The sequence below is a fragment of the Vicinamibacterales bacterium genome (assembly GCA_035699745.1).
Classification (GTDB): Bacteria; Acidobacteriota; Vicinamibacteria; order Vicinamibacterales; family 2-12-FULL-66-21; genus JAICSD01.
In genome coordinates, this window is record DASSPH010000077.1 from 143,321 (window position 1) to 157,271 (window position 13,951).

The 13,951-nt window shown below is 67.8% G+C and carries 16 protein-coding genes; 11 read left to right on the top strand and 5 right to left on the bottom strand.

Annotation, left to right across the window (positions count from 1 at the left end; genetic code table 11):
- From VFK57_19370 to VFK57_19390, 5 genes are all read right to left on the bottom strand, one after another.
- Entirely contained in the window at nucleotides 1–1,440 is a 1,440-nt protein-coding gene (locus tag VFK57_19370; protein HET7697882.1) for a methionine biosynthesis protein MetW, read from the bottom strand.
- Nucleotides 1,437–2,261, bottom strand: a complete 825-nt coding sequence (locus VFK57_19375; protein HET7697883.1) for a DUF3108 domain-containing protein — start codon at nucleotides 2,259–2,261, stop codon at nucleotides 1,437–1,439. The genes VFK57_19370 and VFK57_19375 overlap by 4 nt, the downstream gene beginning before the upstream one ends.
- Entirely contained in the window at nucleotides 2,258–3,040 is a 783-nt protein-coding gene (locus VFK57_19380; GenBank protein HET7697884.1) for a thiazole synthase, read from the bottom strand. The genes VFK57_19375 and VFK57_19380 overlap by 4 nt, the downstream gene beginning before the upstream one ends.
- 78 nt (nucleotides 3,041–3,118) lie before the next feature.
- Complete coding sequence (thiS, locus tag VFK57_19385; protein HET7697885.1) at nucleotides 3,119–3,316, bottom strand: sulfur carrier protein ThiS; 198 nt, start codon at nucleotides 3,314–3,316, stop codon at nucleotides 3,119–3,121.
- Nucleotides 3,313–4,665, bottom strand: a complete 1,353-nt coding sequence (locus VFK57_19390; protein HET7697886.1) for a glycosyltransferase family 4 protein — start codon at nucleotides 4,663–4,665, stop codon at nucleotides 3,313–3,315. Before VFK57_19390 ends, thiS begins: the two co-directional genes overlap by 4 nt.
- Before the next feature lie 107 nt (nucleotides 4,666–4,772).
- On the opposite strand from VFK57_19390, the gene VFK57_19395 reads away from it, so the two are divergent.
- The 11 genes from VFK57_19395 to nuoL all read left to right on the top strand — a co-directional run bounded on the left by VFK57_19395 (nucleotide 4,773) and on the right by nuoL (nucleotide 13,941).
- Entirely contained in the window at nucleotides 4,773–5,111 is a 339-nt protein-coding gene (locus VFK57_19395; GenBank protein ID HET7697887.1) for an NADH-quinone oxidoreductase subunit A, read from the top strand.
- Nucleotides 5,108–5,620, top strand: a complete 513-nt coding sequence (locus VFK57_19400) for an NADH-quinone oxidoreductase subunit B family protein (protein ID HET7697888.1) — start codon at nucleotides 5,108–5,110, stop codon at nucleotides 5,618–5,620. Before VFK57_19395 ends, VFK57_19400 begins: the two co-directional genes overlap by 4 nt.
- A complete protein-coding gene (locus VFK57_19405) occupies nucleotides 5,617–6,186 on the top strand; it encodes an NADH-quinone oxidoreductase subunit C (protein HET7697889.1) in 570 nt (189 codons plus the stop codon). The genes VFK57_19400 and VFK57_19405 overlap by 4 nt, the downstream gene beginning before the upstream one ends.
- Complete coding sequence (locus tag VFK57_19410) at nucleotides 6,187–6,762, top strand: SIS domain-containing protein (GenBank protein HET7697890.1); 576 nt, start codon at nucleotides 6,187–6,189, stop codon at nucleotides 6,760–6,762.
- A 74-nt stretch (nucleotides 6,763–6,836) separates the two neighbouring features.
- Complete coding sequence (gene nuoD / locus VFK57_19415) at nucleotides 6,837–8,024, top strand: NADH dehydrogenase (quinone) subunit D (protein ID HET7697891.1); 1,188 nt, start codon at nucleotides 6,837–6,839, stop codon at nucleotides 8,022–8,024.
- Entirely contained in the window at nucleotides 8,021–8,623 is a 603-nt protein-coding gene (nuoE, locus tag VFK57_19420; GenBank protein HET7697892.1) for an NADH-quinone oxidoreductase subunit NuoE, read from the top strand. Before nuoD ends, nuoE begins: the two co-directional genes overlap by 4 nt.
- The gene (nuoF, locus tag VFK57_19425) at nucleotides 8,624–9,925 is read left to right on the top strand and encodes an NADH-quinone oxidoreductase subunit NuoF (GenBank protein ID HET7697893.1); all 1,302 of its coding nucleotides are present in this window, start codon (nucleotides 8,624–8,626) and stop codon (nucleotides 9,923–9,925) included.
- On the top strand, nucleotides 9,925–10,959 hold the full coding sequence (gene nuoH / locus VFK57_19430) for an NADH-quinone oxidoreductase subunit NuoH (GenBank protein HET7697894.1): 1,035 nt from the start codon (nucleotides 9,925–9,927) through the stop codon (nucleotides 10,957–10,959). The genes nuoF and nuoH overlap by 1 nt, the downstream gene beginning before the upstream one ends.
- A gap of 4 nt (nucleotides 10,960–10,963) precedes the next feature.
- A complete protein-coding gene (locus tag VFK57_19435) occupies nucleotides 10,964–11,476 on the top strand; it encodes an NADH-quinone oxidoreductase subunit J (GenBank protein ID HET7697895.1) in 513 nt (170 codons plus the stop codon).
- A complete protein-coding gene (gene nuoK / locus VFK57_19440) occupies nucleotides 11,466–11,780 on the top strand; it encodes an NADH-quinone oxidoreductase subunit NuoK (GenBank protein ID HET7697896.1) in 315 nt (104 codons plus the stop codon). The genes VFK57_19435 and nuoK overlap by 11 nt, the downstream gene beginning before the upstream one ends.
- A gap of 118 nt (nucleotides 11,781–11,898) precedes the next feature.
- Complete coding sequence (nuoL, locus tag VFK57_19445; protein ID HET7697897.1) at nucleotides 11,899–13,941, top strand: NADH-quinone oxidoreductase subunit L; 2,043 nt, start codon at nucleotides 11,899–11,901, stop codon at nucleotides 13,939–13,941.
- Nucleotides 13,942–13,951: the final 10 nt, after the last annotated feature.

Consider the following 13,951-nt stretch of genomic DNA (forward strand, 5'->3'; position numbering starts at 1 on the left):
TCAGGCGTTGGTGCCCACGATCGCGTAGTCCATGAACGTGAACATCCGCGCGTTGAGCTTCTCGACGTTGCCGTTGAACGCTTCGACCAGGTCGGGCGCCGCGTCGGGCGCCGCAATCGGCTGCAGCCTGTCCTGCGGCGGCACCGGCGAGCGGTACTCGATGCGCGCCGCCGTGAAGCCGCTCGCCAGCACCAGGTAGCGCAGCGTCTCGGGATGCAGCGGCCAGGCATGCGTGATGTCGCGGATGTAGCTCTCGAAGAACGCCACCCAGCACGCCGGATTCAGCGTCTCGAGCACGATCGGCGCCCCAGGCCGCAGCTTGTGGTGGGCCAGCTCGAGGAACCTGAGCAGGTATTCCGGCCGGAGGTGTTCGACCACCTGCGCGGCGAACAGGCCGCCGAGCGACGCATCGGGCAGCGCGTCGAGGTACGACACGGCGTCTCCTTCGGCCACGTCGAGTCCGCGCGCGCGGCAGACCTCCACCATTTCGTGATTGAGATCCAGCCCGCGCGCCGTGACGCCGCGATCCGCGAGCAGGTCGAGGAACTCCCCGCGCCCGCAGCCCACGTCGAGCACGTCGCTGGCGCTCGCGAAGTACGGCAGGTAGCTTTCCAGCCGCGCGCGGATCGTCTCCTGCGAGCCTCTGAACTGGTTCTCGAACCCGACGTACTTGTACGAATCGAGCTGGCGGCTCGCCTGCGGCACACCCGGCGTCGAGGGCGCGGGTCCCGGTTCGCTCGCACGCGCGGCATCGCCCGGAGCTGCCATCAGCCGCTCGATTTCCCGTTTCGCCGCGAGCGCGGCCTGGTGCGCGACACCAGCCAGCGTTTGGATCTGATCCTGCACCGCCGCGAGATCCGCGAGCCGCGCCTCGATCCGCGCCTGCTGCGCCGCCATGGATTCCTGCCGCTTCGCGACGTCGTCCGCGAGCGCGTTGACGGCGGCGTTCACCGTCAGCGCCCCGGCGCCGGTGTCGCGATCCTTGGTGTCGACGAACGGCGTGATCTGCTGCAGGTACAGCATCAAGCGCGCGCGGAACGCCTGCAGGTCGTCCATGTGCGCGTGCACGGCGTCGGCCGTGCCCGCCGCCACGTCGTGCGCGGCGCGGTGCGCCCGCACGTTGCGGTTGATGTGATCGACGACGATGGAGTTGAACGCCGCCTGCCTCTCGAGAGTGGGCGCGACCAGCCGCCAGACGAACGCTGCCAGCCGCCCCTTCAGGCCGCCGCGCACCGGCGGCGCGACCAGCACGTCGCACGCCTGATTGAGCGGCGTGATCTGCTGCTCGTCGTAGTGCGGCGGCGGCGCCGGCAGCCGCGGCGTCCGCAGCGGGACCTGATCGAGCGCCGTGAGCGCGGTGTTGTAGCGGGCGTCCGCCTCGTCGCGCTCCCGCGCCAGCCGGCGGAGCGTGGCCTCGAGCGGTTCGTGCGGCTCGGTCACCGGCGCGACGACAGCGTCAGGACGAACGCCCCGACGGGAAGCTGGGCGGACATCTTGACCGGCACCCGCGCCGTGTCGGTCGAGAGCCACACTGACAGCGCGTTGGCGCCGGATTCGGGAGGCGGCGTGATCGACAGCCGCTGCGCCGCGACCTCCCCCTCGTTGGTCCTGACGGTCTCGGTGCCCCCGGCCTGGATCAGCACCTTGTAGCTGAGGCCGCCGTCACAGATCGGCATCGTCATCTTCTCGCCGGCCTGGAGCGGGATCGAGCGCAGCACGAACAGCGCGCCGAGCGGATCCTGCGCCGCCGGCGAAATGCCGACGCTCTTCTTCACCACGCTGCGGGTCTCGACCTGGTATTCGGCGCGCCGCGCGGGATGCTCGAACATCGTCGTCTTCATGCGGCGCCGCTTTCCCTCTTCGCTGTAGACCGAGCCGCGCTGCGGCAGGAGCGAGTAGACGTCCAGCAGCGTGTCGGCCTTGTAGTACAGCGAGTAGAGCTTCGAGAGCAGCGGCGTCGGCCGCCCTTCGGCGACGATGTAGTACGCCGTCGAGCCGTACGACGGCTTCTTCTCCGCGACGTGAATCGTCGCGCCGCCGGCGGTGAGGTAGGACGACCACGACACCTCGTAGCTCAGTTTCTCGCCTGCGGCGAAGGGGACCGGCTTTTCGCGCCGTGGAGCGGCGGACGGGCGCTGCGAGGCGGACGCGGGGACGGCGAGGACGATCGCGGCGAGGATTGCGCAGGCGGCGCCCAGCGAGCGCAGCCGCGCGAGCGTGTCCTGCTTGAGCACGTCGGGTGAGTATACCTTAGCGCTCACGCGCGGCTGGCGGCGATCGTCCCCTCGATCGGGCTGCTGGCCGACGCGTACGGCTTGCGCGGAATGCGGCCGGCGCGGAACGCCAGCCGGCCCGCCTCGACGCCGAGCCGCATCGCCCGGGCCATTGCCACCGGATCCCGCGCGAGCGCGATCGCCGTGTTCATCAGCACCGCGTCGGCGCCCAGTTCCATCGCGAACGTCGCGTCGGACGCGGTGCCGACGCCGGCATCGACGATCACCGGCACGCCCGCCTGCTCCTTGATGATCCGGATGTTGTTGGGGTTCTGGATGCCGAGCCCCGACCCGATCGGCGCCCCCAGCGGCATCACCGCGGCGGCCCCGGCGTCTTCCAGCTTCCGGCACATGACCGGATCGTCGTTCGTGTAGGGGAGGACGACGAAGCCTTCCTTCACGAGCACCCGCGTCGCTTCGAGCAGCGCCTCGTTGTCGGGAAACAGCGTCTTCTCGTCGCCGATCACCTCGAGCTTCACCCAATGCGACAGGCCGACCTCGCGCCCCAGCCGCGCCGTGCGAATCGCGTCCTCGGCGGTGTAGCACGCCGCGGTGTTGGGCAGCAGGAAGTAGCGCTTGGGATCGATGTAGTCGAGCATCGACTCCTTGCTGCGGTCGGTGATGTTCACGCGCCGCACCGCCACCGTCACGACCTCGGCCCCCGACGCCGCATGCGCTTCCTGCATGATCTGATGCGACGGATACTTGCCCGTGCCGATCAGCAGCCTCGAGGTGAACTCCCGCCCGGCAATTTCAAAGCGATCCATGGTCCCAGATTACCGGATTTCCAAATTCCCGGATTTCCAAATTTCCAGATTTCCAAACTTCCAAATTTCCAGATTTCCTCATCCGCCGCCGACGAAATTCACGATCTCGATTTGATCGCCGGTCTCGATCGGCGTCGCGCTGTACGCGTCGCGCTTGACGACCACGAAGTTGCGCTCGACGGCGACCCGGCGCGGGTCGATGTCGAGGCGCGCCAGCAGGTCAGCAATGGTCGGCGCGTCGGTCTCGAAGGGATCCCCGTTGAGCGTGATGGTCATATCGGCGACGCGACTCCGAACGGTTCCAGCAGGGCGCGCAGTTTCCCGTCGCCGGCGGCTCGCAGATGCGCGGGCACGTCACCCGCCGCGCGTGGCTCGGAGACCTGCCGCCCGGCGCCCGCGCCGAGCATCCCGAACAGTGTCTCGTAGTCCTCGACCATCGCCGCGAGCGAGTGCTCGCGCTGCCACCACGCCTGCCCGTTCGATCCCAGTTCGGCGCGCAGGTTCGGGTCGAGCGCGAGCCGCCGCATCGCCATCCGCAGCGAGTGATCCTCGTCGAGGATGTCGATCGCGACCGTCACCGGACCCTGCGAGCCGGCCGCGGAGCGCGGGGTGCGGGAGGCGGAGAGCGGAGCGCGCGCGGCGGACGGCCGGACTGCCCAGGTGCGTGGATCCAGCGACGGCACGTCCGCGAGATGCGCCAGATCCGTGATGATGGTCGGCACACCGGCGGCGAGCGCACGGAGCCAGGCGCCCGAAGTCTCGCCGGCCGACGGCCAGCGCAGATTCAGGCTCACGTCGCACGCGGCGAGATGATCCGTCAGGTCCTGCTCCGGCAGGTAGCCGGTGACGAGCACGCGATCGGCGAGCCCGTGCGCCTCGATGGCGGCGTCGAGGTCGAAGTGCGCGGCGCGGGCCCCCGACAGGAGCAGCCGGGCCGACGCCGCGTACGGCACGACGGCGCGCAGCGCGCCGAGCACCTGGACGAGCCGCTTCTCCGGCGTGAGGCCGCCGAAGACGCCGAAGAGGACGTCGGTGTCGGCGATGCCATATCGCGCCCGCACCCGTGCCCGCGCGGCGCGCGCGGCGTCCGGCGCCACGAAGGCGCCGTGCCCCAGTCGTATCGAGACAGGCCTGCGGGACGCGAGACTCGGGACTGCGGACGCGGCCCCGTGCGTGGCGACGAGCAGCGCGGATTCGGTGAGCGCCCGGATCATCGGCCACGCGTAGAAGAGACGCGAGTCGAGCCCGGCGACGGCCAGCTCGGCGGCGTCGCGCGGCGCGTCGGGATGGCTCCAGGCGAACTCGGCACGGTAGTCGTCGGGGCGCCGCTCCCTCAGCAGGAACGCGGCCCGCGCGTGGTGCAGGCACGTGTCGTGAAGGACGACCAGTCCCGGGTAGCGGAGCGCGTACGCCCACTCGTAGTCGTGGTGCGACGAGTTGCCGAACTGATAGACGATGAGGTCGTAGGGACGCCGGCGATGGGTCCAGGGAAAATCGTGCGCCGACTCGGCCGGATACGGGTGGATGTCGTGACCGCGGCCGCGGAGCGCCGCGACCAGCTCGGCGCTGCAGTCGGCGATGCCGGTGCGCACCGGCGGGAAGGGACTGAACCACGCGATTCGCATGAAATGATTGTGATAGCATCCAAGGTTGAACGATTGAGAAAAACTTCACAAGCGCCCATGCGAAGCCGCTCGGTTAAATGATGCCTCCCTGGCTGCCTATCCTTATTATGATCGGGCTCGGCGTCGGGTTCGCCGTGTTCAACATCGGCCTCGGCCGGCTGGTCGGCCCGAGGCGCCCCACGCCCGAGAAGCTCGCCCCCTACGAGTGCGGCATGCCGCCGGTGGGCGACGCGCGCGAGCGCCATCCGGTCAAGTTCTACCTGGTGGCCATGATCTTCCTGCTGTTCGACATCGAAATCGCCTTCCTGTATCCCTGGGCGATGGCGCTGCGCGAGCTGCGCTGGACCGGGTTCCTCCAGCTGATCCTGTTCTTCGCGATCCTGCTGGCCGGCTACATCTACGTCTGGCGCAAGGGCGTGTTCGATTGGGGACATGAAAGCCGATGAGTGAGATCGAGATTCCCGTCCTCACCACCACTGTCACCAAGATGGTGCAGTGGGCGCGGCGCTCGTCGATCTGGCCGGTGACGTTCGGGCTGGCCTGCTGCGCCATCGAGATGATGGCGATGAGCACGTCGCGCTACGACATCGCCCGCTTCGGCGCCGAGGTCTTCCGCGGCTCGCCGCGCCAGTCCGATCTGATGATCGTGGCCGGCCGGCTGTCGCGCAAGATGGCGCCGGTGCTGCGCCGCATCTACGATCAGATGCCGGAGCCGAAGTACGTGATCTCGATGGGGGCGTGCGCCTCGATCGGCGGCGTGTTCGACAATTACGCGCTGGTGCAGGGAGTCGATCAGATCGTGCCGGTCGACGTCTTCGTGCCCGGCTGCCCGCCGCGTCCCGAATCGCTCATCTACGGCATCGTCCAGCTGCAGCGCAAGATCGATCAGCAGAAGCTGACGGAACTCTCGAGCGAGACCTCCCGCGTGCCGAAGCCGCTCATCATCAACGGATGACTACGCCTGAGATCATCGAGGCCCTTCGCGGCTCGGTGCCCGACGGAGCGGTCGAACCCTACGCCGCCGCGGACGGGATGCCGGCGATCTACGTCGCGCGCGAGCACCTGACGGAGGTCGCCTTCGCGCTGCGCGATCTGCCCGCGCTGCAGTTCACCTTCGCCGCCGACATCACCGGCGTGGACCTGTTCCCGCGCGAGCCCCGCTTCGAGGTCATGGTGCATCTCGTCTCGCTCGGGGTGCCCGGCTTCGGCGACACGCCGAAGCGGCTGCGGATGAAGGTCCGGGTGCCCGGCGGCGATCCGCGCCTGCCGACGATCTCGGGCGTGTGGAAGTCGATGAACTGGGGGGAGCGCGAGGTCTACGACCTGTTCGGGATCCATTTCGATGGCCACCCCGACCTGCGGCGGATTCTGATGCCCGAGGACTGGGAGGGGCATCCGGCGCGGAAGGACTATCCCGTCCAGATCAAGATGACGCCGAAGGTCTACGAGCCGCTGCAGCTGACGCCGGAGCAGTTCGCGGCCAACCTGCGCGCGAATCGCGACCGGGCGCGGGGAGGCTGAGTGGCGGCCCGCGACCACGCGCGGCTCGCCGACGCCGTGTTCGCTGCGGCCGCCGCGCTGCACGAGCGGGTGCGGCAGAACACGGGACCGATGCTGGTCGCGGCGCAGGCGATGGCCGACGCGCTGAAGAGCGGACGGAAGCTGCTGGTGTTCGGCAACGGCGGGAGCGCCGCCGACGCGCAGCACGTCTCGTCGGAGCTGGTCGGCCGCTTCCAGCGGGAGCGGGCGGCGCTGCCGGCGATCGCCCTGACGGTGGACGCGAGCATCCTGACGAGTGTCGCCAACGACTACTCGTACAAGCAGGTGTTCGTGCGGCAGATCGAGGCGCTGGGGCAGCCGGGGGACATCGCGCTCGGGATTTCGACCAGCGGCGAGTCGCCCAACGTGCTGATGGCGCTGCTGGCGGCGCGGTCGCGCGGGCTGAAGACCATCGCGCTGACCGGCCGCGACGGCGGGGCGATCGGCGCGGCGGCGGAGATTCACGTGAACGTGCCGGACCAGAACACGGCCCGGGTGCAGGAAGTCCACCGGACGATCCTGCATGTGATGTGCGAAGTCATCGAGAGTGACCTGTAACGGGACGGGGACCGCGCGCATCGGCCGCGACGACGAAGCGGCCGCAGCCAGTTGCGAAGGACAGTACCGAGAAGATGCCTGAGCTCCGCAGCGAGACGATGACCGTCAACATGGGGCCGCAGCACCCCAGCACGCACGGCGTGCTGAACATCGTGGTGCAGCTCTCCGGCGAGACGATCATCAAGGCCGACACGACGATCGGCTTCCTTCATACCGGCATCGAGAAGACCGCCGAGCAGAAGAAGTGGCAGCAGGTGATTCCGCTCGTCGAGCGCATGGACTACCTCGGCGCGCAGTCCAACTCGCTGGCGTTCTCTCTCTCGGTCGAGCGGCTGCTCGGCGTCGAGGATCAGATGCCGGCGCGGGTGAAGGACATCCGCATCCTGATCGCCGAGCTGCAGCGGATCGCCAGCCACCTGGTGAGCCTCGGCACCCACGCGCTGGAGGTCGGCGCGGTGTCGGTGCTGATGTACTGCCTGACCGATCGCGAGAAGATTCTCGACATCAACGAGATGCTCGCCGGCTTCCGGATGTTCCCGAGCTACATCCGCATCGGCGGCTTGCGCGAGGACCTGCCGTTCGGGTTCCACGAGGCGGTGACCTCGTTCCTCGACGGCTTCCCGGCGAGGGTGGACGAGTACGAGGGGCTGCTCACCAAGAACGAGATCTGGCTGAAGCGCACGCAGGGGGTCGGCCAGCTGTCGGCCGAGGATCACGTCCAGTACGGCCTGGTCGGTCCGATGGCGCGCGCCATCGGCATCCCCTACGACGTGCGGAAGACGTTCCCCTACCTCGGCTACGAGACCTACGACTTCAAGGTGCCGACGGCGACCAAGGGGGACGTCTACGACCGCTATCTCGTCCGCGTCGCGGAGATGCGCGAGAGCGTGAAGATCGCCCGGCAGGCGCTGGCGCGGATCTCTCCGCGCGGGCCGTACGACATCCAGGACTACCGCATCGTCCCGCCGCCGAAGGACCGCGTCTACTCGGAGATGGAGGCGCTGATTCAGCACTTCCTCATCTACTCGCAGGGCTTCACCGTGCCGCCGGGCGAGGCCTACGTGCCGGTCGAAGGGCCGCGCGGCGAGCACGGCGTCTACATCGTGTCGGACGGGGCGAATCGTCCGTACCGGATCAAGATGCGGCCGGCGACGTTCTACGCCTGCCAGGCGCTGCCGCGGATGATCGAAGGGGGCATGATCGCCGACGTCATCGCGGTGATCGGCTCCACCGACGTCGTCATGGGGGATGTCGATCGATGAGTTTCCATCCGATCATGCCGTACGGCGAGGGGCACCATCGCTCCGACCGCGTACTGCTGCACAAAGGGGAGCCGTTCAACTACACTCCGGAGCGCGCGGCGCAGCTCGAGGAGATCTGCGCGAAGTATCCGCCGGAACGGCGCAAGTCGGCGGTGCTGGCGGCGCTGTATCTCGTGCAGGAGCAGCAGGGCTACCTGACGGCGAGCGCGCTGCGGCACGTCGCGGAGTTCCTGCGGATCACGCCGGCGGAGGTGGAGGACGTCGCCAGCTACTACGTGATGTTCTTCAAGGCGCCGGTGGGCAAGTACGTGCTGCAGGTGTGCCGCACGCTGTCGTGCGCGCTGGCCGGGGCGGAGCGGGTGACCGAGTCGCTCGGCGAGAAGCTCGGACTGAAAGTCGGCGAGACCGACGCCTCGGGCATGTTCACGCTGCTCGAGTTCGAGTGCCTGGGCGCCTGCGATCGGGCGCCGGTGGTGATGGTCAACAACGAGCACTGGCACGAGCGGGCGACGCCGGAGAGCTGCGCCAGGCTGGTCGACGATCTGCGTCAACGCGGTGCAGCGGCGCTGACGGGCTGTCACCTGCACATCGAGAGATAGATGGAGCCTGTTCTTACCAAGTACATCCGTGAGCCGCACTCGTACGCGCTCGACTTCTATCTGAAGAAGCATCAGGGCTACGAGGGGCTGCGCAGGGCGCTGGCGATGGAGCCGAACGCGTTGATCGACATGGTCAAGGCGTCGGGGCTGCGCGGCCGCGGCGGCGCGGGATTCCCCACCGGCATGAAGTGGGGCTTCGTCGATCAGAAGACCGACAAGCCGAAATACATCTGCTGCAATGCGGACGAGAGCGAGCCCGGCACGTTCAAGGACCACGTGCTGATGGAGCGCAACCCGCACCTGCTGTTCGAGGGCTGCCTGATCGGCTGCTGGGCGATCCGCGCCAAGGTCGCCTACATCTACATCCGCGGCGAGTTCTACCACGTGCAGCGGATCATGGAAGCGGAGCTGAAGAAGGCCTACGCCGAAGGCTACGCCGGGAAGAACATCATGGGCAGCGGCTGGGACTGCGACATCGTGATCCACCGCGGCGCCGGCGCCTACGAAGCGGGGGAAGAGACGGCGCTGATCGAATCGCTCGAAGGGAAGCGCGCCCAGCCGCGGATCAAGCCGCCGTTCCCCGCGGTGTCGGGCCTCTACGACTGTCCCACCGCGGTGAACAACGTCGAGACCCTCTGCAACCTGCCGCCGATCGTGCTGAACGGCGCGGAGTGGTTCGCCGGCCTCGGCCCGGAGAAGAACGGCGGCCCGAAGCTCTATTGCGTCAGCGGCCACGTGCAGAAGCCCGGCGTCTACGAAGCGTCGATGCACGTCACGCTGAAGGACCTGATCTACGGGCACGCCGGCGGCATCCGCGGCGGCCACCAGCTCAAGGCGGTGATCCCGGGCGGTTCCTCGGTGCCGATCCTGCTCCCCGACCAGCTCGACATCCCGGCCAGCTTCGATGCCGTCGTCAACGCGGGATCGATGCTCGGCTCCGCCGGCATCATCGTCATGGACGAGACCACGTGCATGGTGTGGGCGGCGATGAACCTGATGCACTTCTACAAGCACGAGTCGTGCGGCAAGTGCACGCCGTGCCGCGAGGGGGGCGACTGGCTCTACAAGATTCTGGCGAAGATCGAGCGCGGCGACGGCGAGCTGCGCGATCTCGATCTGCTCACCAGCGTCGCCAACAACATCGCCGGCAAGACGCTGTGCGCGTTCGGTGACGCCGAAGCGACGCCGCCGCTGACGACGCTGAAGCACTTCCGCGCCGAGTACGAGGCGCACATCCGCGAAGGACGCTGCACCGTCGGCGCCGACTGGCGCGCGCGCGGCACGGTGGCGGCGGCGCACTGATGCCCACGTTCATCACGCCGACGCTGATCGCCCACTTCGTCCTGATCTTCGTCATCTTCAATCTGCTGGTGCTGTCGGCGGCGTTCATGGTGTGGATGGAGCGCAAGGTCTGCGCCTACATCCAGGACCGGCCGGGGCCCAACCGGGTCGGGCCCGAGGGGCTGCTGCAGCCCTTCGCCGACGTCATCAAGCTGCTGTTCAAGGAAGACCTGAAGCCGGCGGCGGCGGACACGCTGGTGTTCCTCATCGCGCCGGTGATCTCCACCGCCACCGCCTTCGCGGCGTTCTCCGTCATCCCGTTCGGGACGGAGACGACGCTGTTCGGGCTGCTCGACGAGCCGCTGCGGCTGCAGGTCACCGACGTGAACGTGGCGGTGCTGGTCGTCTTCGCGATCGCGTCGATGGGCATCTACGGCATCGTGCTGGCCGGCTGGAGCTCGAACAGCAAGTACGCGCTGCTCGGCGGGCTGCGCTCGGCGGCGCAGATGATCAGCTACGAGCTGGCCTACGGGCTGTCGCTGGCCGCCGTGGTGATGCTGGCGGGATCGCTCTCGCTCCGCGAGATCGTGATGAACCAGTCCGGCTACTGGTACTACGTGATCCCGAAGTGGTACATCGTCCTGCAGCCGCTCGGGTTCCTGATCTACCTGACCGCCGGCGTCGCCGAGACGAACCGCGCCCCCTTCGATTTCCCGGAAGCGGAGCAGGAACTCGTCGCCGGCTACCACACCGAATACAGCAGCATGTCCTTCGCGCTGTTCTTCCTCGCCGAGTACATCAACATGGTCACCGTCTCCGCGGTGGCGACCAGTCTGTATCTCGGCGGCTGGCTGGGGCCGTTCCTGCCCGACTGGCTGGGCTGGGTGTGGTTCCTGGTCAAGGTGTTCCTGATCCTGTTCTTCTACGTCTGGATGCGGTGGACGCTGCCGCGCTACCGCTACGACCAGCTGATGGAGTTCGGATGGAAGTGGCTGCTGCCCGCGGCGGTGCTGAACCTGGTCGCCACGGCAGCGTTCGTGATCTGGTTGGGATGAGGACGTGATCGCTTTCTATATCTTTGCCGCGATCGCCGTGCTGGCGTCGCTGGGCGTGATCGGGCAGCGCAACCCGATGCACAGCGTGATGCTGCTGATCGTGTCGTTCGGCGCGCTGGCGGGGCTCTACATCCTGCTCGACGCGCCGTTCACCGCGGTGACGCAGATCATCATCTACGCCGGCGCCATCATGGTCCTCTTCCTGTTCGTGGTCATGCTGCTGAACGCGAAGACCGAGGACGACCTGCCGAAGTCGGCGATCGGGCCGCGGGCGATGCGCCTGGGCGTGGCGCTGTCGCTGCTGCTCGGCATCGAGGTCGCGTGGGGGCTGTCGCGGCTCGGCATCACCTCGTTCAGCACCGATCCCGGCGCGGTGTCGTCGATCAGCTCGGTGGCGGAGATCGGCGCGCAGCTCTTCACCGCGCACGCGTTCGCCTTCGAAGTGACGTCGATCCTGATCCTCGTGGCGATGGTCGGCGCGGTCGTGATCGCGGGAAAGGGGCGGCATGAGCGCTGAGGCAGTCTCGTTGAACCACTATCTCGTCCTGTCGGGCGTGCTGTTCGCCATCGGCACCGCCGGCGTGTTCCTGCGCCGCAACCTGATCACGATCCTGCTCTCGATCGAGATCATGCTGAACGCCGTGAACCTGACGTTCGTCGCGGTCGGCCGCTATCTCGGGACCGTCGACGGACAGATCATCACCTTCTTCGTGATGACCGTCGCGGCGGCGGAAGCGGCGGTCGGCCTGGCCCTGGTGATCTCGCTCTTCCGGCACAAGGAAACCTTGAGCCCGGAGGCTTTCACTTCACTGAAATGGTAGACACGCTGAACGGCTTACGGCACACGCTCCGGCACAAAGGCCACAAAGATCACGAAGCTCACCAAGAGCCTTTGAGGTCTTCGTGTTCTTTGTGGCCTTTGTGCCCGGAGCGTAGATCGTGACGCTCCTGCTCATCCCGCTCCTGCCGCTGCTCGGGTTCCTGGTCAACGCCTTCCTCGGAAAGCGGCTGCCGAAATCCGTGTCGGGCGGTGTCGCCTGCCTCGCCATCATCGGCTCGTTCGCCGTCTCGGCGGCCAGCGTCTGGTCGCTGGTCCAGGACGCCGGCCAGCCGTGGCACGAGGAGACCTACTATCGCTGGCTCGCGTCCGGCGATCTGCAGGTCCCGCTGCAGTTCCGCCTCGATCACCTGTCCGCCCTGATGATTCTCGTCATCAGTGGCATCGGCGCGCTGATCCACATCTACTCGACCGCCTACATGCACGAGGAGACGGACAGCGAGTACGCGCGCTACTTCTCGTACCTGAACCTGTTCGCCTCGTTCATGCTGATCCTCGTCCTGGGATCGACCTTCCCGGTGATGTTCGTCGGCTGGGAAGGGGTCGGCCTCTGTTCGTACCTGCTGATCGGCTTCTGGTACAAGAAGAAGTCCGCCGCCGACGCCGGCAAGAAGGCCTTCGTCGTCAACCGCATCGGCGATTTCGGCTTCCTCCTCGGCACGCTGCTCGTCTTCACGCAGTTCGGCTCGCTCGATTTCCAGATCGTCGCCGCCGGCGCGGCGGCGCGCCCGGTCGAGACCTCGATGGGCGTGCTGACGGTGGCGACCCTGCTGCTGTTCCTCGGCGCCACCGGCAAGTCGGCGCAGATCCCGCTCTACACCTGGCTGCCCGACGCGATGGAAGGGCCGACGCCGGTGTCGGCGCTGATTCACGCGGCGACGATGGTGACGGCCGGCGTCTACATGATCGGCCGCAACGCCGTGCTGTTCCAGCACGCGCCGATCACGCTCGCCGTGGTCGCCGGCATCGGCGTCGCCACGGCGCTGATGGCCGGCACGATCGGGCTGGTGCAGAACGACATCAAGCGCGTGCTCGCCTACTCGACGGTGTCGCAGCTCGGCTACATGTTCCTGGCGATGGGCGTCGGCGCCTACGCCGCCGGGATCTTCCATCTCTACACCCATGCCTTCTTCAAAGCGCTGCTGTTCCTCGGTTCCGGCGCCGTGATCCACGCGCTGGCGGGGGAGCAGGACATCCGCAACATGGGCGGCCTGCGGAAGCAGCTGCCGATCACCTACTGGACGTTCCTGATCGGCGCGCTGGCGATCGCCGGCATCTTCCCGCTCGCCGGGTTCTTCAGCAAGGACGAGATCCTCTGGAAGACGTTCGCCGGCGGCCACCGGATCCTCTGGGCGATCGGCATGGTGACCGCGTTCCTGACCGCCACCTACATGTTCCGTCTCGTCTTCCTGACGTTCCATGGCGAGCGCCGGCATGATGCGCCGGCGCCGGCGCACCCCGAGGAGGAAGAGCCGGCTGCGGGCCACGCTGCTGGCCACCACCTGCATGATGCGCCGGCGCCGATGGCGCTGGCGCTGATCGTCCTCGCCGCCGGCTCCATCGTCGCGGGGTTCGTCGGCGTGCCGCACGCGCTCGGCGGGCACAACCGGATCGAGGCGTTTCTCGAGCCGGCGTTCGAGGCGCACGCCGTCGCGCCGATCAACGAGTTCCAGGTCGTCGAGCCCGGTCGTCCCGCGGCGCCCGACACGGCGGCCGGGCACGGGGCAACGGCTCCCGGCGACGCGCACGCGGATACGACGACCGAGCTGATGCTGATGGGGCTCTCGTTCGGGCTCGCGCTCGCCGGCATCGGCATCGCGTCGTACTTCTGGCTGAGGAATCGCCGGGCTGCCGCCGGCGTCGCGCGGAGCGCCACGCCGGTCTACACCCTGCTGTTGAACAAATACTACGTCGACGAAATCTACGACGCGCTGATCGTCCAGCCGATCAAGCATGCCTCGACGCTGGTGTTGTGGCGCGGCGCCGACGCCGGGCTGATCGACGGCGCGGTGAATGGCGTCGGCAGCACGATTCGCGGCGGCAGCGTGACGCTCCGCCGCCTGCAGACAGGCTCGATCCGCGCGTATGCGGGCTCGCTGTTCCTCGGGGTGGTGCTGATTCTGGGGTGGTATTTGCTGCGGTGATCGATGACCG

What these genes read in the sequence shown, in the direction of transcription:
- VFK57_19380 (HET7697884.1), bottom strand. Translation starts at nt 3,040, where the DNA reads ATGGATCGCTTTGAAATTGCCGGGCGGGAGTTCACCTCGAGGCTGCTG.
- thiS (HET7697885.1), bottom strand. Translation starts at nt 3,316, where the DNA reads ATGACCATCACGCTCAACGGGGATCCCTTCGAGACCGACGCGCCGACC.
- VFK57_19390 (HET7697886.1), bottom strand. Translation starts at nt 4,665, where the DNA reads ATGCGAATCGCGTGGTTCAGTCCCTTCCCGCCGGTGCGCACCGGCATC.
- VFK57_19395 (HET7697887.1), top strand. Translation starts at nt 4,773, where the DNA reads ATGATCGGGCTCGGCGTCGGGTTCGCCGTGTTCAACATCGGCCTCGGC.
- VFK57_19400 (HET7697888.1), top strand. Translation starts at nt 5,108, where the DNA reads ATGAGTGAGATCGAGATTCCCGTCCTCACCACCACTGTCACCAAGATG.
- VFK57_19405 (HET7697889.1), top strand. Translation starts at nt 5,617, where the DNA reads ATGACTACGCCTGAGATCATCGAGGCCCTTCGCGGCTCGGTGCCCGAC.
- nuoD (HET7697891.1), top strand. Translation starts at nt 6,837, where the DNA reads ATGCCTGAGCTCCGCAGCGAGACGATGACCGTCAACATGGGGCCGCAG.
- nuoE (HET7697892.1), top strand. Translation starts at nt 8,021, where the DNA reads ATGAGTTTCCATCCGATCATGCCGTACGGCGAGGGGCACCATCGCTCC.
- nuoF (HET7697893.1), top strand. Translation starts at nt 8,624, where the DNA reads ATGGAGCCTGTTCTTACCAAGTACATCCGTGAGCCGCACTCGTACGCG.
- nuoH (HET7697894.1), top strand. Translation starts at nt 9,925, where the DNA reads ATGCCCACGTTCATCACGCCGACGCTGATCGCCCACTTCGTCCTGATC.
- nuoK (HET7697896.1), top strand. Translation starts at nt 11,466, where the DNA reads ATGAGCGCTGAGGCAGTCTCGTTGAACCACTATCTCGTCCTGTCGGGC.